This window comes from Paenibacillus sp. FSL H7-0918 (genome assembly GCF_038007025.1).
GTDB lineage: Bacteria > Bacillota > Bacilli > Paenibacillales > Paenibacillaceae > Paenibacillus_AQ > Paenibacillus_AQ odorifer.
Genome location: NZ_JBBOWJ010000001.1, coordinates 2323664 through 2344329, shown reverse-complemented (window position 1 = coordinate 2344329; position 20666 = coordinate 2323664). Strand labels below are relative to the sequence as shown.

The window sequence follows — 20666 nt, the reverse complement described above, 5'->3', positions numbered from 1 at the left end:
AATGCCAAAGGGGGAAAATTGTGATTAAGCGGAGTGGCAATCTTTTATTAGCAATAAGTTTAGTATTCTCTATCGTCAGTTCTCTGTTTATGCCTGCAGTAATTTATGCAGCACCCAGCAATAGCAATAGCAATATCATAGATCAAAGCTCCACATCAGCTGGAAATTTGAGCAGTGTTGCTTTTGGTAACAATGTTTTTGTAGCGGTGGGCCAAGGAGGGATATCTACATCATCAAATGGCGTAGATTGGTCTATCTCAAAAAAGGCGGGGAACCCCAAACTAACTTCTATTGTGTTCGCTAATGGGCTGTTCTTAGCTATTGATGGTAGCGAAAAGGCAGTTTACAATTCACTCGATGGTGAAAATTGGACAAAAAAAACGTTAGCTATCACACCGGAAAGGTTGAAAGCGGTCAATGAAAAGTTCTTTGTATGGCAGTCAGTATATAAACCTGGCACCAATCCACCTTCTTATGATGTAACTCTACTACAATCCTCGGATGGCATTAACTGGACAGACACAGGAATCACTTCTACCAATGCAATATTCGGAATGCAAAGCTTAACGGATATTGCTTATGGCAACAACAAATATGTGGTCTCTGCTAACAATGCTGTCTATTATACCTCAACGAATCTGATCAATTGGACAACGGTCACCTTAACCGATCTTGTGATCAACCACTATAACTCTAGTTGGCCTTATGTTACGAATGTAATCTATTTAAATAATCGTTTCTTTAGTTATATCGTGACTCCGTATGCTAAAAAAGTATTCACCTCTACAGACGGTGCTAATTGGACCGTTGATGCCTCATGGGATAACAAGCAATTTTATGGGGGAGGTTCTTTAAATGGGAGCTATTTGTTGTTTGGGCAGGGTGTAATTTATAAATCTTCTGCGGCTCCGCTGGACAGCACCCAGTGGACATCTTCGGATACCCATACAACAATGATGATGAACAATATGGTTTACGGAAATGGAAAATATGTTGCTTCAGGGGGCAACGGCTTACTGGTTTCTTCTGACCTATCGGCGTGGAGTAATGTCAGCGGTAATCTGAAAAGTATTGCTAAGGATGGTAATGGCAATTATGTTGCCGTCTCATCCGGGGAATATGGCTCTATTTACAAATCTAATAGCTCCGCAGTATGGAACGATGTCACACCCTCCAAGCTGCCGGGAATGAATGCGGTCACTTATGGAGCAGGGAAGTTTATTGCGGTTACAGATAAAGAAAACTACAATCTTAACGCCAAAGTGGTGACCTCGACCAACGGTGATACTTGGACTATGACAGATACCGGAGTGCAGGACAATCTGACTGGCGTTGCTTTTGGCACAAATCAGTACGTTGCTGTTTCCGATTATGGCGGAATTTATTCTTCAGTTAACGGAACCTCATGGACAGAGAGATTTAAAAATGGGGATTTTGCATTTAATACAGTAGCTTACTTGAATAATCAATTTGTAGCTCTTGGGATGAAATACAATAGTACTACTTATGAGCAAGAGAGCGTTGTTATCGCAAAATCATCAGATGGAATACAGTGGAATGTGCCCTTAGAGATTGGGTTCCCCAATACTTCTTTAAAGGGAATTGCCTATGATGGTAGAGCTTATATTCTGGTTGGAGAAGATACACTTAGCCAGCAGGCAGTAATTCTAACCACAGAAGATTTGGTAACTTTTACGAAGGTTACAATGTCAGCTAGCGCACTAAATAATATCAGCTTTGGTAATGGGAGTTTTCTGGCTGTTGGATTGAAGGGGGAGTTATTCTCTTCGGCAGACGGATCCACGTGGACTCAGGAAACATCTGATCTTACCTCTAATCTTAATGGCATTATTTACGATGGTACTAATTTTAAGGTCGTGGGGGATTATTTCACTAAAATGACCCTGAACCTAGGACCTACTCTTGCATATAGCATCACCGCCTCAGCGGCGACGTTGACACCTGTCGTAGGTGTGGATAATGGGATTACGCTGACCGTGAAAAATTCGCTGGGCGATACGGATACAACGTTCACCGGATCAAAAGAAGTGACGGTAACGGGTTATGGTGTTGCGCCGGACGGAACGTACGGAAGCTTAGGAAGCACCGCTTTAGCGGCTTCACCGAGCAAGATCAACGTTAATTTCGTTGATGGTGTAGCTCAGGTGAACCTGAAGCTGAATAAAGCGGGAGCACAGGCTGTTGTGTTCAGCCAAGCAGGCGTAACCTCGCCAGCGGCAACAGCGCTGAACATTGCACCTGTCGCAGGTAGCACAGCGACAATGAAGCTGACTACGGGCGTAAGTGCTCCGCAGGCTAACGGCGGCAGCTTCGCGCAGCAGCCAGTGATAACGCTGCTGGACCAGTTTGGGAATGTGAATATTGGCGACAACAGTACGGTTGTTACTGTGTCGAAGAAGGATGCAGGAAGCTGGACGTTAACGGGAAATACGACGTTGACGGCAGTAGCGGGCGTCATTTCCTTTACGGATCTGGGAGCTACGAATGCAGCTGGAATCACAGGAGCCCAACTGGCATTTGATGCGACAGGTCTTGCAGAGATCACTAGCGCTACCGTGAATCTTCCACAGCCACAGGGAGCGCAAAGCATTACCGCCTCAGCGGCGACGTTGACACCAGTTGTAGGTGTAGATAATGGCATTACGCTGACCGTGAAGAATTCGCTGGGCGACACGGACACTCTGTTTACCGGAACAAAAGAAGTGACGGTAGCGGGTTATGATGTTGCGCCGGACGGAACGCACGGAAGCTTAGGAAGTACCGCTTTGGCCGCTTCACCGAGCAAGATCAACGTTGATTTCGTTGAGGGTGTAGCGCAGGTGGATCTGAAGCTGAACAAAGCTGGCGCGCAAGCGGTTGTGTTTAGCCAAGCAGGCGTAGCCACGCCAGCGGCAACAGCGCTGAATATTGCACCCGTCGCAGGTAGCACAGCGACAATGAAGCTGACCACGGGCGTAAGTGCCCCGCAGGCCAATGGCGGCAGCTTCGCGCAGCAGCCAGTGATAACGCTGCTGGATCAGTTTGGAAATGTAAACATTGGCGACAACAGTACGATTGTTACTGTTTCGAAGAAGGACGCAGGGAGCTGGACATTGACGGGAAATACGACATTGACGGCAGTAGCGGGCGTCATTTCCTTTACGGATCTGGGAGCCACGAATGCAGCTGGAATCACCGGAGCCCAACTGGCATTTGATGCGACAGGTCTTGCAGAGATCACTAGCGCTACCGTGAATCTTCCACAGCCACAGGGAGCACAAAGCATCACCGCTTCAGCGGCGACGTTGACACCTGTTGTAGGTGTGGATGATGGGATTACGTTGACCGTGAAGAACTCACTGGGCAATACAGATACAACGTTCACCGGAACAAAAGAAGTGACGGTAGCGGGTTATGATGTTGCGCCGGACGGAACGTACGGAAGCTTAGGAAGTACCGCTTTGGCCGCTTCACCGAGCAAGATCAACGTTGATTTCGTTGCGGGTGTAGCGCAGGTGGATCTGAAGCTGAACAAAGCTGGCGCGCAAGCGGTTGTGTTTAGCCAAGCAGGCGTAGCCACGCCAGCGGCAACAGCGCTGAATATTGCACCCGTCGCAGGTAGCACAGCGACAATGAAGCTGACCACGGGCGTAAGTGCCCCGCAGGCCAATGGCGGCAGCTTCGCGCAGCAGCCAGTGATAACGCTGCTGGATCAGTTTGGAAATGTAAACATTGGCGACAACAGTACGATTGTTACTGTTTCGAAGAAGGACGCAGGGAGCTGGACATTGACGGGAAATACGACATTGACGGCAGTAGCGGGCGTCATTTCCTTTACGGATCTGGGAGCCACGAATGCAGCTGGAATCACCGGAGCCCAACTGGCATTTGATGCGACAGGTCTTGCAGAGATCACTAGCGCTACCGTGAATCTTCCACAGCCACAGGGAGCACAAAGCATCACCGCTTCAGCGGCGACGTTGACACCTGTTGTAGGTGTGGATGATGGGATTACGTTGACCGTGAAGAACTCACTGGGCAATACAGATACAACGTTCACCGGAACAAAAGAAGTGACGGTATCAGGTTATGGCGTTGCGCCGGACGGAACGTACGGAAGCGTGGACGGCATTGCTTTGGCAGCTTCACCGAGCAAGATCAACGTTGATTTCGTTGCGGGTGTAGCACAGGTGAACCTGAAGCTGAACAAAGCGGGAGCACAAGCTGTTGTGTTCAGCCAAGCAGGCGTAACCTCGCCAGCGACAACAGCGCTGAACATTGCACCTGTCGCAGGTAGCACAGCGACAATGAAGTTGACTACAGGCGTAAGTGCGCCGCAGGCCAACGGCGGCAGCTTCGCGCAGCAACCAGTGATAACGCTGTTGGATCAGTTTGGGAATGTAAACATTGGCGACAACAGTACGGTTGTTACTGTGTCGAAGAAGGACACTGGAAGCTGGACGTTGACGGGGAATACGACGTTGACAGCAGTAGCGGGCCTCATTTCCTTTACGGATCTGGGAGCTACGAATGCAGCTGGAATCACCGGAGCCCAACTGGCATTTGATGCGACAGGTCTTACAGAGATCACTAGTGCAGTTATTGACCTTACCTGGCCTGAACTTGCTGCGCCAAGCATTGAGTCTGTAACAGCAGGGAACGGACATATTCGAATTACTTGGAGTCCCGTATATGGTACCGATAGTTACGCTGTATATCAGTCTACAGCTTCAGGTGTTTATGGAGCTGAGATAGCTACTATAAGTGGCTCTGAGAACAGTTATGATGCTGTAGGATTAATTAATGGAACTGCTTATTATTTTATTGTTAAGGCTGTTAATCCTGATGGTATCAGTGCGGCTTCCAATGAAGTAACCAGAACGCCTCAAGTTCCAGCACCGGGTGCGCCAATACTTCATTCACCTGTGGCAAGTAATGGCCTCATCGGCTTAACATGGGATCCGGTGAAGGGTGCGATTGGATACACTATATATCAAGGTATTACTTCCGGAATCTATGAGACCCAAGTGGCTACAGTAAGCGAATCCGTCTACAACTATGATGTGACAGGGTTAACTAATGGCCAATCTTATTATTTCGTAGTTAAGGCATCTAATCCGGGCGGGGAGAGTGCAGCTTCTAACGAAGTCAGCACGAAACCAAGAACATCACCATCTGCACCTACGGACTTAATAGCAGTAGCGGGAGATGGCGAGGCGACTGTGACATTTGCAGTTCCTGATTCGAACGGGGGAACTCCAATTACGAATTATGAGGTTACTGCTTCTCCGGGTAATATCGTAACAGTTGGGGCAACAAGTCCAATAAAGGTAACAGGTCTAGCGAATGGAACCACTTATTCGTTTACAGTTAAAGCGATTAATAGCGCTGGTAGTAGTGTAGTTTCTGAAGTTTCGAACTCCGTGACACCGAAGTCATCAACGGAGGTTGAGGTTACACCTACACCGCCAACACCAACGCCAACAGAATCACCGACATCAACACCGACTGCACCACCTTCAACAACTGCACCAACTGCAACAGCAGGATCCACTGCTACAGCTACAGCTACACCATCTAGCAGCATGGTTGAGGTATTGGTGAACGGTAAGGTTGAAAATGCCGGAACAGCAACGATATCTGAGCAAAACGGGCAGACGGTTACCACGATTGTTGTAGATCAGGCAAAAATAGAGCAACGTATCGAAAAGGAAGACCAGAATGCAATTATAACTATTCCTGTGACTGCGACTTCAGATGTGATTATTGGTGAGCTTAATGGCCAAATCATAAAAGATATGGAGCAGAAGCAGGCGCTGCTAATTATTCGTACTCCAAAAGGTACTTATACAATATCAGCAGCACAGATTGATATCAGTGCAATTTCAAAACAGTTTGGCACAGACATTGCTCTACAAGATGTGAAGGTGCAGATTTCAATTTCTGTTCCGACTGCGGATGTACTGAAAAGAATAGAAATGTTGGCAGCCAATGAAAAGCTAACGCTGGTAGCTCAGCCATTAGATTTCACGGTGAAAGTTACTTACGCTGGAAATACTGTTGAGCTGAGTAAGTTTAAGACTTATGTGGAAAGAACTATTCCTCTTGTAGATGGTGTAGACCTTAAGAAGATCACAACTGGGCTAGTGCTTGAAACGGGGGGACGATCCGTCATGTACCCACACAGATTGTTGCCATTGATGGCAAACACTTTGCGAAAATACACAGTTTAACGAACAGTACGTATTTTGTAGTTCAAGACTCACAGAACTTCAAGGATGTCGTCAACCACTGGGCTAAGGACATTGTCAATGAGATGGCTTCCCGTAAGGTTATTAATGGAGTCGGCGACGATTTGTTTAACCCTAATCAGGAGATTACACGTGCAGAATTTGCGGCGATTATCGTACGTGGATTGGGATTGAAGTTGGAAAGCGGGACAACATCCTTTACGGATGTAAAGGTCTCAGATTGGTATAATGATGCGGTGCAGACAGCTTACTCCTATAAGCTAATCAACGGTTTTGAAGATGGAGCGTTCCATCCAACAGACAAGATTACTAGGGAACAGGCGATGAGTATTATTGCTAAAGCTATGGTGATTACCGATTTGAAGACTAAACTTTCTTCCAAAGAAGCAAGCGAGCTGCTGAGTATTTACACGGATGCGATTGAAGCATCGGGCTGGGCGAAGAGTGGCATCGCAGACAGCCTGCAAGCAGGAATCATCACGGGCAGAAGTGGAAATGTACTTGCCCCACAAGCCTTCATTACGAGAGCAGAAGTTGCGGCTATCATCCAAAGATTGCTGCAACAATCAGATTTGATTTAATACACGGTTCTGGTTTGAGAGGATCCTTCATGCAGGAAGAGCTGCGGAGGGTCCTCTTTATTTTATTAGGTCAGAGACAATCATTTGTTGCTTTTTTATTGACAAGAAGAAAAATCCAGTTAATAATAACATATGAACACATGCTCATATGTTATTATTAACTGGATTTTTTGAATGTAACTGCGCAGGGCTACGAATACTATCTAGCTGAAGGTAATAGGAGGTTAAGCATGATGAACAAGAAGAACAAACGCAATCATCAGGTCGAGAATGTACACGGGCAACAGGCCAATCACGATCACACTAACCACGACCACGCTCATGAAGGACACAGTCACGCTCATGAAGGACACAGTCACTCCCATGGCTCTCACGGGCATCAACATTTTGATCCTAGTGGAAATAAAAAAGGGCTTTTGATTGCGTTGATCATTACGGTTGGAATTATGTTTTTGGAGTTTTTTGGTGGGTTGATTACTAACAGCTTAGCCCTGTTATCGGACAGTGGGCATATGCTAAACGATGCAAGCTCTCTAGCATTAAGCCTAGTAGCGGTCTGGTTCGCAACTAAACCTGCTTCCCCGAACAAAACGTACGGATTTCATCGATTTGAAATTTTGGCAGCACTCTTAAACGGAGTTACTCTATTTGTAGTTGCTGGATTTATCATTGTAGAAGCTTATGGGCGATTTTTTGAGCCGCCGGCGGTTGCCAGTGGTTCTATGATGCTGATCGCAAGTATTGGTCTTTTAGCCAATGTGGCTAGTGCATGGTCGCTTATGAGAAAAGGGGATGTGAAAAATAACATTAATCTCCGTAGTGCTTATCTCCATGTGCTTGGTGATGCTTTAGGTTCAGTAGGGGCGATTATTGCGGTTTAATTATGATGATTTTTGGCTGGTATGTTGCAGATCCTATCATAAGCGTATTGGTTGCTCTATTGATTCTTAGAGGGGCGTGGGGAATTATCAAACATACCGTTCACGTCCTTATGGAAGGCACACCGATTACAATCAATCCAGCTCAAGTAAAGGAAATCCTCGAAAGCATTGAAGGGGTTAAAAATGTTCATGACCTGCATATCTGGACCATAACTTCGGGATTAGATTCACTCAGCTGTCATATCTTAATTGAAGAGGAAGCAGATGACCAACGCATTTTGCAGCAAGCGATTCGGTTAATTGCCGATCATTTCAAAATTCAACATACAACCATTCAGGTTGAAACTTCCGCTATAGTTCATGAAGAATTGAAAATCTGATCAATGATTTATTTTTTGAATAGAATAGGGGGGCTATAGTATAATAAAAATACGAGGAAAGGAGTGATCGGTGCATGGATAATCTGACTCACGAGCATGAATCATGCAGTACGGATGAGCGGAAAAGTCATCACTCAGATAAAACTAAAAAGAATTTGATTAGCCGGCTCAATAGAATTGAAGGTCAAGTTAGAGGGCTAAAAGGGTTAATTGAAAAAGACACCTATTGTGATGATGTGCTGCATCAAATCTCCTCGGTCCAATCTGCATTGAACGGCGTGGGCAAGCTTTTGCTGGAGCATCATATGAAAAGTTGTGTGGTGGAACGTATCCAGGAAGGTGAGAACGAGGTACTGGATGAACTATTAGTTACCATCAATAAATTAATTAGATAATTGATCAATCGGAAGGATTCCCCGGAATCCTTTTTTATTTGCTCAAATTGGGTATATATAGAGTAGGGGACTATCCTAATTAATGAATTGAGAGGAGAATGTGTTATGGCACATCAAAACTACAAAGAGTGTATCGAAGAGTGTTTAAAATGTATGATAGCTTGTAATCACTGTTACTCAGCTTGTTTGGATGAGGATCATGTGGGGATGATGAAGGAGTGCATTCGCCTGGATCGTGAATGTGCAGATATATGCGAGTTTGCAGCTCATGCCATGTCGATGAATAGTAAATATGCAACAGAGATTTGTTTAGCTTGTGCAGAAGCTTGTGAAGCCTGCGGCAACGAATGCCAAAAGCATGATCATGAACATTGCCAGCAATGTGCAGAAGCTTGTTTTGCTTGTGCAAAAGTTTGCCGTGAAATGGCGGCGTAAATTTAAGCTTGAAACTGAAAGGGCTGCTGCGGCAGCCCTTTATTCATGAATAGGAAGCCAAATCTAAGGGCAACTAGTGAGGTTTTGTAAAATTATTAAGCAATATAGGTAAATATAGTGTTAAAATTTATTGAAATAATACCTTTATAATCAAGAGATATAGATGCCATAGGGGATGGCTGAGAAAAATAAACAGTTATGAGAGGGATGTTAACGACGGTATGATCAATCTTAGTCCAGAACGACTCCAGCAAGTTAGCTACATAGGGATTACTGAGGCTGATTTAGAATTATTAAAAAGCAAGGAGAAAGAATTCAACTTAATCGTTAGCTCATTGGTTGAGGAGCTGTATAAACAGATGACGATGGAGCCAGAACTGCTCCACATCATTGAGCAGCACAGTACACTGGATCGATTGAAAGAAACACAGCAGTGGTATTTTTTATCTATGGCCGCTGGTGTGATCGATGAAGCATTTATTGAAAGACGTTTGCTTATCGGGAAAATCCATTCTCGTATTGGATTAACAACAAATTGGTATTTGGGGACGTACATATTATATCTGGATTTGGCTACTGCTTATTTTGAACGGATATTACCAAACGAGTGGAAGCCTGTTATTCATGCCTTAACCAAGATGTTTAATCTCGATTCACAGCTCGTTCTTGAAGCCTATGAAGTGGATGAAAAAGCAAAAATAGAAAACTTGCTGGAGAAGCAAAATCACCTGCTTACAGGAGTGAGTTCAGCCGTTCAGGAGCTGGTATCTTTGATGGTTCAATTAAAGGATAGCAGTGAATCGATAGAAAGTTTAGCTAGTAAAAATGCTGATTATCAAGAAAAAACGCATCAAACGGTATTATATTTGGACAAAGAGGTGGAGTCTATTCATCAAGTGGGTACGATGATTAGAGAAGTGGCAGATCATACGCATCTTTTAGGCTTAAATGCGGCTATCGAAGCCGCCAGAGCTGGGGAGTTTGGAAGAGGTTTTGAAGTTGTGGCTAATGAAGTTCGTAAGCTAGCCCGCCGCTCAAAGGATTCATTGGTAACCATTGACCAGAAGCTAGACAATATCAATGCCACACTCTCCAAGGTGAAAAAAGAATCGGAACATAACTCGATGTATTCCAAGGATCAGGTCAAAAGCTCTCAAGAGCTTGGCTTCATTCGTGAACTTAATTGAAAAAGTGACCGCTGAGTTAGAGAGCTTGAAATGAAACTGCCACGGATTGAAACACTCCTTCAGAAAATTCTGAGGAGTGTTTTTTTGTTTGAAATATAAAAAGTAATTAGCGGTATAGCTTAGACATCAGTTTTGGAGACACCGTTTAAGCTGGGCACATAATCAGCAGCCTTATCGATGTTCACCATCTGAGCGGCTTCATTGAAATTGTTGTTATTCTCCGCATTGTTTTTCTTACTTGGTTGATGTTTACCTGGAGCTTCTTTGGGATTGGCGTTATTTTTGGGCATGACATTCACCTCCATATTCTTCACCTAGTATGAGAAGGTAGTTTGAATTTTATGCCAGCAGTTGACAAGTGTATCATTAAAAGATATAGTTCATTTAATGATATATCTTTTAATGATATATATGGGGAGGTGATTAAGTGTCAAGAACAGACTCATTGGAAATGGGAGAGCTCACAGACACTGCTTTTTATATTCTCTTGTCTTTAGTCGAAGCCAAACATGGATATTTGATTATGAAATCGATCGAAACGATGACGAACAATCAATTTTCAATTGGGCCTGCTTCCATGTATACAACCATTAAGAAGCTGGTAGCGGCTGAATTTATTGAGCTGTATAAAGAAGAAGAGGATGACAAACGAAAAACGTATATTGCAACAGAAAAAGGGATTGGATTGCTAAGAAAAGAAGTAGAGCGCCGAAAAGAAATGATTAAACATGCAGAACAAATTCTCAAATAAAAGGTGGGGAATAGGCATGAAGAATACAAAATATGTGACCAGCGGGGGCTTAGCTTTTACTGAAAAAGGAGATATGCAGAAATTGAGTAAGTATGCCAAAAAGGGCTGGCTCCTGGAAAGCTTTGCACCATTTGGTTATAAGTTAAGAAAGGGAGATCCCCAGACTTTTGAGTACAGTGTAGATTATCACACGAATGTTGATGAGGAGTATTATTTGATTTTTGAAGATGCCGGATGGACCTATGTCTGTTCTGCCGGAAATGGGTTTCATATCTTTCGGGCAGCTGCAGGTACGGCGCCTATCTACTCAGACACTGGGACCCTCATTGACAAATATGAACGTGAAAAGAAAACGATGAGCAAAGCAGCCTTGCCATTGCTTATAGCTTTGATTGTTTTTATCTTCCTAGCGATCTTGGGCGTTAATGGATGGTTACCTGAGATGGTGAGGAATATCAGCCTAGTGTTAGTAGTGGTCACACTTTGTATGTTGGTCTTTCCGGGTCTTCCATACATTGCGTATCGACTTAAATTAAATAAATTACGAGAATAGCGAATGAATTTTTATCTAAAGGATGTTTGCACAGCCATGAATGAAGTTGGTTGTGGGATCCTCCTTTTTTAGTTGAGGAGTGAGAACAAATCTAAGTCTCAGATATATAGTACTAATGATCTATTAATGGGATTCATTATATATTAATTCCATATTCTGTATTACAATGATGACGAATACGAATTAGCTTGCTGTTTTCTTTCAAATTTATTACCACAATTGAAGAGGAGGCAATGAATGATGAAGAAGAATGCAAAGCTTAGGTTGAGTTGGAGAAGCCTTATTGTCGTATGTTTGATAATTAGTATTCTTCCTGCGGTTCCGCGTTTGCAGCAGTGAACAAACCTTTTCCGCAACACACCACCTATACGAGTGGATCTATCAAGCCGAACAATGTAACCCAGACCAGTATGGATAATTCAGTGAAGACCAAATGGGATGCGTGGAAAACGGCCTATCTCAAACCAGCTGGCACTGGCAAATATTACGTTAAGTATAATTCAGATGGAGAAACGGTATCTGAAGCACATGGTTACGGGATGTTGTTCACAGTTTTGATGGCTGGTTATGACAGCAATGCTCAGACTTATTTTGACGGCTTATATAATTATTACAAGGCTCATCCAAGTGCAATTAATCCTTATTTGATGTCCTGGAAGCAAAACAGCAGCTTTCAAAACATTGAAGGCGAGGATTCTGCTACAGATGGAGATATGGATATAGCTTTCTCATTGCTGCTTGCGGACAAGCAGTGGGGAAGTAGTGGTACGATCAATTATTTACAAGCTGCAAAAGATATCATTAATGCGATTATGGACAATGAGATTAACCAGACACAGTGGACGATCCGTCTAGGTGACTGGGCGAATAGCGGCTCGTATAATACGGCAACTAGACCTTCGGATTTCATGCTAAATCATCTAAAAGCATTCCAACAGGCTACAGGAGATACCCGCTGGACGAATGTTATCGATAAAACGTACACGATTATAAATAGCCTTTATACGGGTTATAGCTCTAGCACTGGACTCTTGCCTGATTTCGTTGTTTACTCTGGTGGTGTGTATAAACCTGCTGCGGCGAATTTCCTTGAGGATGCCAATGACGGGAATTACAATTACAATTCTTGTCGTACCCCATGGCGGATCGCAACAGATTATTTGATTACTGGAGACAGCAGGGCACTTACTCAGCTCAATAAGATGAATAGCTGGATTAAGACTAAAGTAAGCAGTACACCCGGTAGTATAAAAGATGGGTACAAGCTAAACGGAACCGTATTTGGAAGTTACAATAGCGGTGCTTTCTATGCTCCATTTGGAGTCAGTGCGATGACCTCATCAACTTACCAAAGCTGGTTGAATTCTCTCTGGAGCCACACAGCAAGCAGTGCTGCAGAAGATTACTATGAAGACAGCATCAAGCTGTTTTCGATGATCGTTATGTCTGGTAACTGGTGGACCTATTAAGAGAACGTATAGTTAGAAAAAGGCTGTCCCCAAAACGTTCATGCCCAAAACCATAAAGTCAAACAGAACAGCGATTTCCCTAATATTGGGCAATCGCTGTTCTGCATTTTTGGTCAACTACTGTTTGCTTCAGTAGATTATGGGCAAGTGAAAGCCACCTGATCTCTATCGTCACTTTTTTGTGCCGCAAAGCAGAAATCACTGGAATCCCCGAAATCCCCGAAATCCTCGTTTGTTCTTCGGTTATCCAAATACACTTTCCGGTTCCGTCACTCGGCGTACGGCGGAGCATCCTTTATTGAAAACCAATTGAATCAAGGGGCGTACCTAATGATGCTCCAAATGATGCTCCAAATGATGCAATAAGTGAAGCACTGATACAGCAATTAGGGAATTTCTCCCTGAAATTCAGAGATTTCTGTTCATCAGACATATAATTAGGGAAAACTTCCCTAAATTTTGGCCGATTCAGTAACTAATAAAGAAATCCCCTGATTATTAGGGAGGAATTCCCTGATTTTGTCCTTTTAGAGCGAATATCGGCTATTTTCAGGGAGTATTTCCCTAATTAGTTTACACTTACGCTGCCCATCGCACATCGCACATCGCATACCATTTCACTATTTTTAGGACAACCTTACTGAAGACTTTGCGGCATACAGATAAGTAGTACCGCAAAAGAATTGTGGTTTTAACGAACGTTGTTTTCGGTGAAACGTCCTGCCTGGTTATATACAATTGGATTAAATAGGAAGATATAGTTCCTTATATCTAAAAAGGGTAGGTGATAATATTGCTCTCAGACAAGAAACAATCTCTTCTATTTATTATTATCGTATGGGCAATGGCGTTAGGGATGTTGCTGCTTCCGGAATCGGCGCAAGGTCTGTATGGATTTACTCCTTTTTTCACAGTATGTATCATGATGTTTCTGATTGTGAGAGATGGATACAGTGCTGAGGGATGGAGAAGGTTGGGCTTCAAATTTAGGGGAGGCAAAGAATACATATTGGCTTTAGTTATTCCCTTAGGTTCACTGGGAGCGGGATATGCTGTCTATTGGATGGGATGGAACTCAAGCTTAATTCCTCCAGATTCATGGATCAAGACTGCTATATATTTGCTCGTTTACATTGTTCTTGGTTCATTATCTGCTTTGGGGGAAGAGATCGGTTGGAGGGGTTGGCTGCTCCCGCGTTTTCAATGGATGGGAAGAGTAAGTTCTAGTGTAACAATGGGCTTAATCTGGGCTATATGGCATTATCCGGCGATTCTTGGGCCGCGTGCTTATCATTCCTCTGGAAGCCGCTGGCTCGTGGTGGTGCTCTTTACCTTATCTGTTATGTTTGCGGGCATCATTATAAATGAACTGCGTCTGACCTCCGGTAGTATTTGGCCGGCAGTGCTTTTACACGGAACTAATAATGCTGTAGATAGTGTTTTGCACAATATTACTGTCAGTTCTTCACCTATGTTGGAGTATGTAGCCGGGGAGAGTGGTTGGGTTCCAGTGATTTTATATGGCTGCGCAGCGATATGGATTCTGGATCGAAACCACAGAGTGAAGCAGCAAAAAGCCAGGATAGAGCTATAATTCAATGCGGATATTTAGAGGAGAAGGAATATCATGCATAAAAGTATATAATTTCCTTTGTGATTCATATAAAATGGTAGGGGAATACCAAATAAGAATAGAGATATGTATAATTTTGTTCGTTCGGGGGATTTGAAATGACAGTAAAACTCCGCCAGTTATTCATATCAGGGTTACTTTGCCTTTTTGTTTTTCTTATTATTCATTTTGTGTGGGTCATTCACTCTAACATCTTGCTTGGCGTTGGTCTGGAGCAGAATGAAGAAGGGCAATATTATATTGCTGAGGCAGACGTTTCAAGCGAAGGGTATAAACAGAATCTAAGGGAAGGGGATATCTTATTACGGGTTAATGGGAAACCGATTGATAAAGTGGATGAAGCTGTGAGATATGGAAGCTTAACTCAGGTTCAATCCGTTGACCTTCTTCGTAACTCCAAAGGGGGGGCTCCACTTGCTTTGCATTACGATATTGAGAATAAGTCCTCCATCTATCATACGTTTACCCAGCTTGTAGTCCCTGGAGCGACATTTGTTTTTTTGGCAGTGTTAAGCCTTCTATTATACCGCAGGAAAAGCGGGGATCGCTCAGCAGAGCTGCTGATTTTATTCTTTTTATTAGTCGGAATAACTTACTTTGCGGGATATGCCTCAAGTAGATCTGATCTTATAGGTAGAATCGCGATGGGTAGCGTGTTGCCTTTAATTCCACTGGTTTTTATTCACTTTCTCCAAGTATATCTGAAACGATTTGATGTATTAGTTCTATCTACTACTGTAATCAAAATATACTATGGCCTGGTCATTTTACTAAGCCTATTTTCCACCTCCAGTCTAATGGTTTACTCCTGGGATAGATCCTTGTATTCCTTTGTAAGGTTAATTATTATTGGGTTCTTTGTTTTTGGGATTTTTTACAGCATATTTAAGCTGCTATATTTATACATTACTTATCGAAGCACAGCGCTTAAATCGATGTTTAAAATTATGCTTACCGGACAAATCCTTGCGTTTACACCGTTTGTTCTCTTCTCAGCTGCACCCATTGCTGTTGGGGTCAACCTGATTCCTTACGAAATTACTACGATCTTTTTGTTTTTGATGCCAGTTACTTATTTTTATCTGCTGACGGCTAGGCAACTATTTGATATTGATTTCGCTTTTAATCGGTTTAAATATTATTTATTAATTGCTTTTTTTCCGGCGCTAATGATTGTAGCCGTACTTGCGATCATTCAGAGCAGGCAAGAGTATGATTGGATCAAATGGATTCAGATGTTTTTGGTTGTATATTTATCTATTACAATCTTTTTATTCTTTAAGGAGAAAATAGATTATTATTTCCGGCCTAAACTGTTCCGTGAGCTTTATCATTATCAAGGTAGTCTGGAGCGATTCTCGAAGCAAATCTCCAAGGTTATGATGCGGTCTGATTTGGAGGCTGCAATTCACAAGGAAATCAATGAGATTTTACCGGTTAATCGGTCTGCTTTTTTTGAGAGAGATGAGGATATGAGTAACCTCGAACAAATAGTCGACAATTCGGGCCAAGAGATCAACATAGAATTTGTATCGAAATCTCCAGTTTTTAAGGTAGGAGAAGTAGTTCAACTCAAACAGGGGATCTTACTCGTAATCGGACGTCACCAAAAAAAATTTCATCTCCTCTGGATTGATCATAAGAAGAACCATACAAAGCTTAATTCGGATGAGCTTAACTGGTTAAATACCCTCGCAAATTATGCGAGTATTGTCTATGAGAATTTATATCTTATTGAAGGCTTGATTGAAGACCTTGAAGCAGAGATGAAAAAAGAGCTACATGCAGCACCATGGGTTCTACGCCTGATCTTTAACTTATCAGAGAAAGAACGCAGAAAGCTGGCGGCGGATTTACATGATTCTGCTCTTCAGGATCAGCTCATTTGGCTTCGCAGGCTGGAAACACTGATCTCCGATCATGATATTGAGGCGGATATTTTGCCAGAGCTGCTTCAGATTAAAGAGGGACTTCTGGATGTGATATATCAGATTAGGGAGACCTGCAATGAACTGCGTCCACCGCTGCTAAGAGAGACCGGAATTGTGAAGGCACTGGAACTATTGTTTGAGTATGCCCAGCTGCAGTCCAACTACATTATCACCTTTACATCCAGTCCGATTGGTGAGCTAAGTGAAGACCTGGTGATTGCGTTGTATCGAATAGTACAGGAGCTCCTGCGGAATGCCGGGAAACATGCCAAGGCGAATCAGATTGAAATTGAGCTGGACCAGCAAGAGCACCTCTATTTTCGATATAAGGATGATGGGATTGGCATGAATATAGTTGATATCAGGGAATCTTTTCAGCATATGGGCCTGTCTGGAATCAAAGAACGTGTTGCTAGCTTAGAGGGGGAGTGCACTTTTACCTCGGAGAAAGGGAAGGGACTGGAGGTTATTATTTATTTACCGACAATGGCTTTTGTAGAAGAAAAGCACAGAGGAGGCGATGACGATGATACGTATCTTGTTGGTTGATGATCATCCTTCAGTCGGAGAAGGCACCAAAACTATGATTGAGCAGGACGCGGATATGGAGGTTACTTTTGTTTTGTCAGCGATGGAAGCTTTGGATAGGCTGGAGCAACAAGAATTTGATGTGATCTTATGCGACCTCAACATGCCTACGATCAGCGGACTTGAATTCGCCAAAAGAGCCGTTCAACGTGATCCTGAATCTAAAGTGGTGATTTATACCGGATATGAGATCAGTGCTCATTATAATCTTTTGATGGAGTCAGGGGTCACAGGATTTATCTCTAAAACAGCTTCCCGAGAACAGTTGTTAAATACCATTCGTTGTGCACTAAGGAATGAGGCGGTCATTCCGGTGTCTTTACTTAAACAGCTACGAAGAAATGATATCAAGATTTCTAATCACCGGGATAATCGGCTGCTTGAAGAAGTGTCCATTAATCAAAGAGAACAGGAAATACTCCAAGAAGTAGCTAGTGGAAAAAGCAATAAAGACATAGCCAGCAAGCTTTTAATGTCACAAAGGACTGTAGAGTATAACCTGACGAGAATCTTTGAGAAGCTTAGTGTACATTCCAGATCCGAAGCTATAGTGGAAGGGAAGCGACTAGGTCTTGTTAGGATGGAGACTTTCTAAGTTGAAGCCCATACAACCCAATACATAGTTTTGTTAGTTTTATTCATGGTGTTAAGCACCTCACTTTTGCATCTTGATCGTCATTACCTGTAATTCATAATTCTGAACCATTCAGGTATTTAGAGTATTATTCTGAAGAAATCAAGGAGGAACATCCATATGATTGACATGAACCAAATATTTTTGATTACAGATATCCCAGGTTACTCCCCGCAAATCAGCCGACTTTTATCCATGATGAACTATGCAAGATATACAACATTAGAAGCCGTTAAGGGTCTAACTGTGGAACAACTGGATTATTTATTGGATGCTCAGAGTAACTCTATTGGAGCGTTATTATTGCACTACGCTGCTGTAGAATATGCATATCAAGTAGCAACGTTTGAGCAAAGAGATTTGTCTGAAGAAGAGCTAACGAGATGGGGGCTAGCATTAAATTTAGGAGACGAAGGACGAGCCAATATTAAGGGGAATGACCTGAGCTATTATTTAGATCGCCTAAATGAAGTTAGACAAAAGACTTATGAATTATTCGCAACCGTCGATGATAATTGGTTATATACTGAAGAGGAATTCTGGCATAACAAACCTGCGAACTACTATTTTATGTGGTTTCACGTTTTTGAGGATGAAATCAATCATAGAGGCCAGATTAGGCTGATCCGAAAAAGAGCACTAGCTTAAGAAAGGAGGCGCGCGAATGGAGTACATAGAGAAAAATATAAAGCCTTTATTTAAGAAATATCCGCTGCTCTCGAAATTTGTATTAACAGTGGTGATTATAGACATCGTTTATTACGCCGGAAAACAAGTTGGAGGATTAGCTTATTACCTCATGCACTAATTTCTTTTGAAAATAAGCCGAATAGAAAAGGCGAGTTCCACTCATTTTGAGTGTGAATTCGCCTTTTTATATTGCTTAACCTAAATATCTGCTGTAGCTCTGACTCTTCCATGTGGCTATCCAGTTCATTATCAGTTCACACAAATTTGTTAGGATATGAAACATCAAAAGAGATATAGAGCATGACCAGGAGAGGAAGAGAAACAAATGAAAATATTAGAAGTTAAACATGTAAAGAAATCATATACTTTGTACGGTAAAGAAAAGGTGCCAGTACTCCATGATGTGAATCTAAGCTTTGAGACAGGTGAATTCGTCTCTATTCTAGGTGAGTCTGGCTGCGGAAAGTCCACACTGATGAACATCATTGGGGGAATGGACTCCGATTATGAGGGCGAGGTCCTTGTCCGCGGAAAGAATTTAAGCACGATGACCGAAAAGGAAATGGATGATTATCGCAAGAACAATATTGGCTTCGTTTTTCAAAATTTCAATCTGATCCCACATCTGTCAGTTTTGGAGAATGTTACAGTGGCGATGCAGATGACGGATACCAGTGAGAAGGACCGTAATAAACGTGCTATAGATATTTTGACTGAGGTAGGCTTGAAAGAGCACCTGAAAAAACGTCCCAATCAGCTGTCCGGTGGACAGAAGCAAAGAGTGTCCATCGCCCGCGCGCTAGCGAATAATCCTGATATTATTTTGGCAGATGAACCTACAGGGGCCTTGGACAAGGATACCGGCGATCAAATTTTAGCCTTATTGGACAGCATAGCCAAAAGAGGGATATTGGTCATTACCGTGACCCACTCACAGAAAGTAGCCGACTCTGGTACCCGTATCGTAAAGGTGGAAGAAGGACGGATTAAAGATGATATTCAGTTAAAGGACCGCTCTTTGATTAGTTACGATGGAGGAGAGGGGTCATCCCGGAATCTCAGTTTATTTGCATCTTTTAAAATGGCTCTGCAGAACATGAAACTCAACGCCAAACGTAATGTATTGGTAGCTTTGGGTGGGTCTATTGGTATTTTAAGCGTACTGTTGATGCTTTCCTTAGGGAATGGAATTACGAACTATATGAATGACGAAATTAATTCAAGTATGGATCCTTTACTCGTGGATATAACTAAACCCAGTGAAGAAGCTAAAGGCATGCAAGGTCCAGAGGCAATGATGTTGCCCGGCGAAACGTTTACGGCTGCCGATATTGAAACCATCCGAAATATTCCAAATGTTGATTATGTAGAAACCATCACTTCCATTTCGGGCAAATCTACTATGGTTTATGCAGATCAGACGGTTAGTCTTACACAATTAACAACCTTAACGGATGCTTTTGCTAAAGAGACGATTACCGCAGGAGCTTTTCCAGAGGGCAAAGAGATATTATTACCCGTGAAAACGGCAAGTAAATTAAGCGGAAATGACAGTCCAGAGTCTTTAGTAGGGAAATCGATTTATCTATATATTAATGAAATGGATGCTAAGCATAAACCGATCACATTGGAACAAGAAGTCACTATCTCTGGTATTTATGAAAGCACTGATCCAAGAGCGCAAATGCAACCCACGGGTTATCTTCCAGCGCAGACTCTGGAGCAAATGTATGCTGACAAGGGGATTACAATAGGTCCAATTCAAGTTAATGCTTTTGCAACCGATATGAAATATGTGAATGATATTAATGCAGCCGCTGTTGATGCTGGATTCTCAGGTTCTCAATCGGCAAAAATCATGGAGCGAATCACAACTTATGTGAATATGGCTACTATAGTTCTCTCTGGTATTGCCGGGATTTCACTTCTCGTATCAGGGATCATGATATTGGTTGTGCTATATATCAGTGTAGTGGAACGGACTAAGGAAATTGGGATTCTTCGGGCAATTGGCGCAAGGAAAAAAGATATCAAACGTATATTCTTTTCTGAATCAGCTTTATTAGGTGTATTCAGCGGTATCTTTGCGGTACTCTTTGCCATTGTCATTAGTTATGTGTTAAATATTCTCTTGGACAATGCTTTTGGAGTGAAACTTATTAATCTATCCGGTTATTATGTGTTATTTGGGATCGTTGTGAGTACCCTGATTAGTATTATCGCCGGTTTGATGCCATCCTCTAAGGCTGCCAAACTGGATCCAATGGAATCTCTACGATATGAATAAATAGGTTAGCGGAGAGGAAA

Annotated in this window: 15 protein-coding genes and 1 pseudogene; 15 read left to right on the top strand and 1 reads right to left on the bottom strand. The window is 42.7% G+C overall.

The genetic code is table 11. The annotated features are described in order from the left end of the window. Positions 1-20: 20 nt before the first annotated feature. The 6 genes and pseudogenes from MHI15_RS10540 (at position 21) to MHI15_RS10515 (ending at position 10110) form a co-directional block, all read left to right on the top strand. Positions 21-6233 (top strand): beta strand repeat-containing protein, encoded by a 6213-nt coding sequence (locus tag MHI15_RS10540; RefSeq protein WP_341164398.1) that lies wholly within the window; start codon positions 21-23, stop codon positions 6231-6233. After that, positions 6167-6832: an S-layer homology domain-containing protein gene (locus MHI15_RS10535; RefSeq protein WP_341164521.1), complete on the top strand. Its 666-nt coding sequence runs from the start codon at positions 6167-6169 to the stop codon at positions 6830-6832. The genes MHI15_RS10540 and MHI15_RS10535 overlap by 67 nt, the downstream gene beginning before the upstream one ends. A gap of 230 nt (positions 6833-7062) precedes the next feature. Continuing rightward, positions 7063-8093: pseudogene (locus tag MHI15_RS10530) on the top strand (cation diffusion facilitator family transporter). Positions 8094-8167: 74 nt separating this feature from the next. Continuing rightward, on the top strand, positions 8168-8488 hold the full coding sequence (locus MHI15_RS10525; protein ID WP_076128794.1) for a metal-sensitive transcriptional regulator: 321 nt from the start codon (positions 8168-8170) through the stop codon (positions 8486-8488). Positions 8489-8593: 105 nt separating this feature from the next. Then, entirely contained in the window at positions 8594-8923 is a 330-nt protein-coding gene (locus tag MHI15_RS10520; protein WP_076137074.1) for a four-helix bundle copper-binding protein, read from the top strand. Between the two features lie 221 nt (positions 8924-9144). Next, complete coding sequence (locus MHI15_RS10515) at positions 9145-10110, top strand: globin-coupled sensor protein (RefSeq protein WP_341164397.1); 966 nt, start codon at positions 9145-9147, stop codon at positions 10108-10110. A gap of 119 nt (positions 10111-10229) precedes the next feature. Here MHI15_RS10515 and MHI15_RS10510 read toward each other — a convergent pair whose 3' ends face one another. Next, the gene (locus MHI15_RS10510; RefSeq protein ID WP_162636851.1) at positions 10230-10400 is read right to left on the bottom strand and encodes a hypothetical protein; all 171 of its coding nucleotides are present in this window, start codon (positions 10398-10400) and stop codon (positions 10230-10232) included. 137 nt (positions 10401-10537) lie between these two features. On the opposite strand from MHI15_RS10510, the gene MHI15_RS10505 reads away from it, so the two are divergent. The 9 genes from MHI15_RS10505 to MHI15_RS10465 all read left to right on the top strand — a co-directional run bounded on the left by MHI15_RS10505 (position 10538) and on the right by MHI15_RS10465 (position 20646). Next, complete coding sequence (locus tag MHI15_RS10505; RefSeq protein ID WP_076137071.1) at positions 10538-10861, top strand: PadR family transcriptional regulator; 324 nt, start codon at positions 10538-10540, stop codon at positions 10859-10861. A gap of 16 nt (positions 10862-10877) precedes the next feature. Further along, positions 10878-11414 (top strand): DUF2812 domain-containing protein, encoded by a 537-nt coding sequence (locus MHI15_RS10500; RefSeq protein ID WP_076137069.1) that lies wholly within the window; start codon positions 10878-10880, stop codon positions 11412-11414. A gap of 335 nt (positions 11415-11749) precedes the next feature. Further along, positions 11750-12883, top strand: a complete 1134-nt coding sequence (locus MHI15_RS10495) for a glycosyl hydrolase family 8 (RefSeq protein WP_341164396.1) — start codon at positions 11750-11752, stop codon at positions 12881-12883. 784 nt (positions 12884-13667) lie between these two features. Continuing rightward, positions 13668-14477: a CPBP family intramembrane glutamic endopeptidase gene (locus MHI15_RS10490; protein ID WP_341164395.1), complete on the top strand. Its 810-nt coding sequence runs from the start codon at positions 13668-13670 to the stop codon at positions 14475-14477. Between the two features lie 137 nt (positions 14478-14614). Then, positions 14615-16996, top strand: a complete 2382-nt coding sequence (locus MHI15_RS10485) for an ATP-binding protein (RefSeq protein ID WP_312151016.1) — start codon at positions 14615-14617, stop codon at positions 16994-16996. After that, a complete protein-coding gene (locus MHI15_RS10480; protein WP_038573390.1) occupies positions 16974-17630 on the top strand; it encodes a response regulator transcription factor in 657 nt (218 codons plus the stop codon). The genes MHI15_RS10485 and MHI15_RS10480 overlap by 23 nt, the downstream gene beginning before the upstream one ends. Positions 17631-17798: 168 nt before the next feature. Beyond that, positions 17799-18317, top strand: a complete 519-nt coding sequence (locus MHI15_RS10475) for a DinB family protein (protein WP_312151020.1) — start codon at positions 17799-17801, stop codon at positions 18315-18317. A gap of 16 nt (positions 18318-18333) precedes the next feature. Next, on the top strand, positions 18334-18477 hold the full coding sequence (locus MHI15_RS10470) for a hypothetical protein (RefSeq protein ID WP_162636847.1): 144 nt from the start codon (positions 18334-18336) through the stop codon (positions 18475-18477). Between the two features lie 207 nt (positions 18478-18684). Further along, a complete protein-coding gene (locus MHI15_RS10465) occupies positions 18685-20646 on the top strand; it encodes an ABC transporter ATP-binding protein/permease (protein ID WP_312151014.1) in 1962 nt (653 codons plus the stop codon). Positions 20647-20666: the final 20 nt, after the last annotated feature.

Excerpts from the sequence above, each read along its gene's own strand:
- MHI15_RS10525 (WP_076128794.1), top strand. The coding sequence starts at position 8,168 with ATGGATAATCTGACTCACGAGCATGAATCATGCAGTACGGATGAGCGG.
- MHI15_RS10470 (WP_162636847.1), top strand. The coding sequence starts at position 18,334 with ATGGAGTACATAGAGAAAAATATAAAGCCTTTATTTAAGAAATATCCG.
- MHI15_RS10515 (WP_341164397.1), top strand. The coding sequence starts at position 9,145 with ATGATCAATCTTAGTCCAGAACGACTCCAGCAAGTTAGCTACATAGGG.
- MHI15_RS10475 (WP_312151020.1), top strand. The coding sequence starts at position 17,799 with ATGAACCAAATATTTTTGATTACAGATATCCCAGGTTACTCCCCGCAA.
- MHI15_RS10480 (WP_038573390.1), top strand. The coding sequence starts at position 16,974 with ATGATACGTATCTTGTTGGTTGATGATCATCCTTCAGTCGGAGAAGGC.
- MHI15_RS10465 (WP_312151014.1), top strand. The coding sequence starts at position 18,685 with ATGAAAATATTAGAAGTTAAACATGTAAAGAAATCATATACTTTGTAC.
- MHI15_RS10500 (WP_076137069.1), top strand. The coding sequence starts at position 10,878 with ATGAAGAATACAAAATATGTGACCAGCGGGGGCTTAGCTTTTACTGAA.
- MHI15_RS10520 (WP_076137074.1), top strand. The coding sequence starts at position 8,594 with ATGGCACATCAAAACTACAAAGAGTGTATCGAAGAGTGTTTAAAATGT.
- MHI15_RS10485 (WP_312151016.1), top strand. The coding sequence starts at position 14,615 with ATGACAGTAAAACTCCGCCAGTTATTCATATCAGGGTTACTTTGCCTT.
- MHI15_RS10510 (WP_162636851.1), bottom strand. The coding sequence starts at position 10,400 with ATGCCCAAAAATAACGCCAATCCCAAAGAAGCTCCAGGTAAACATCAA.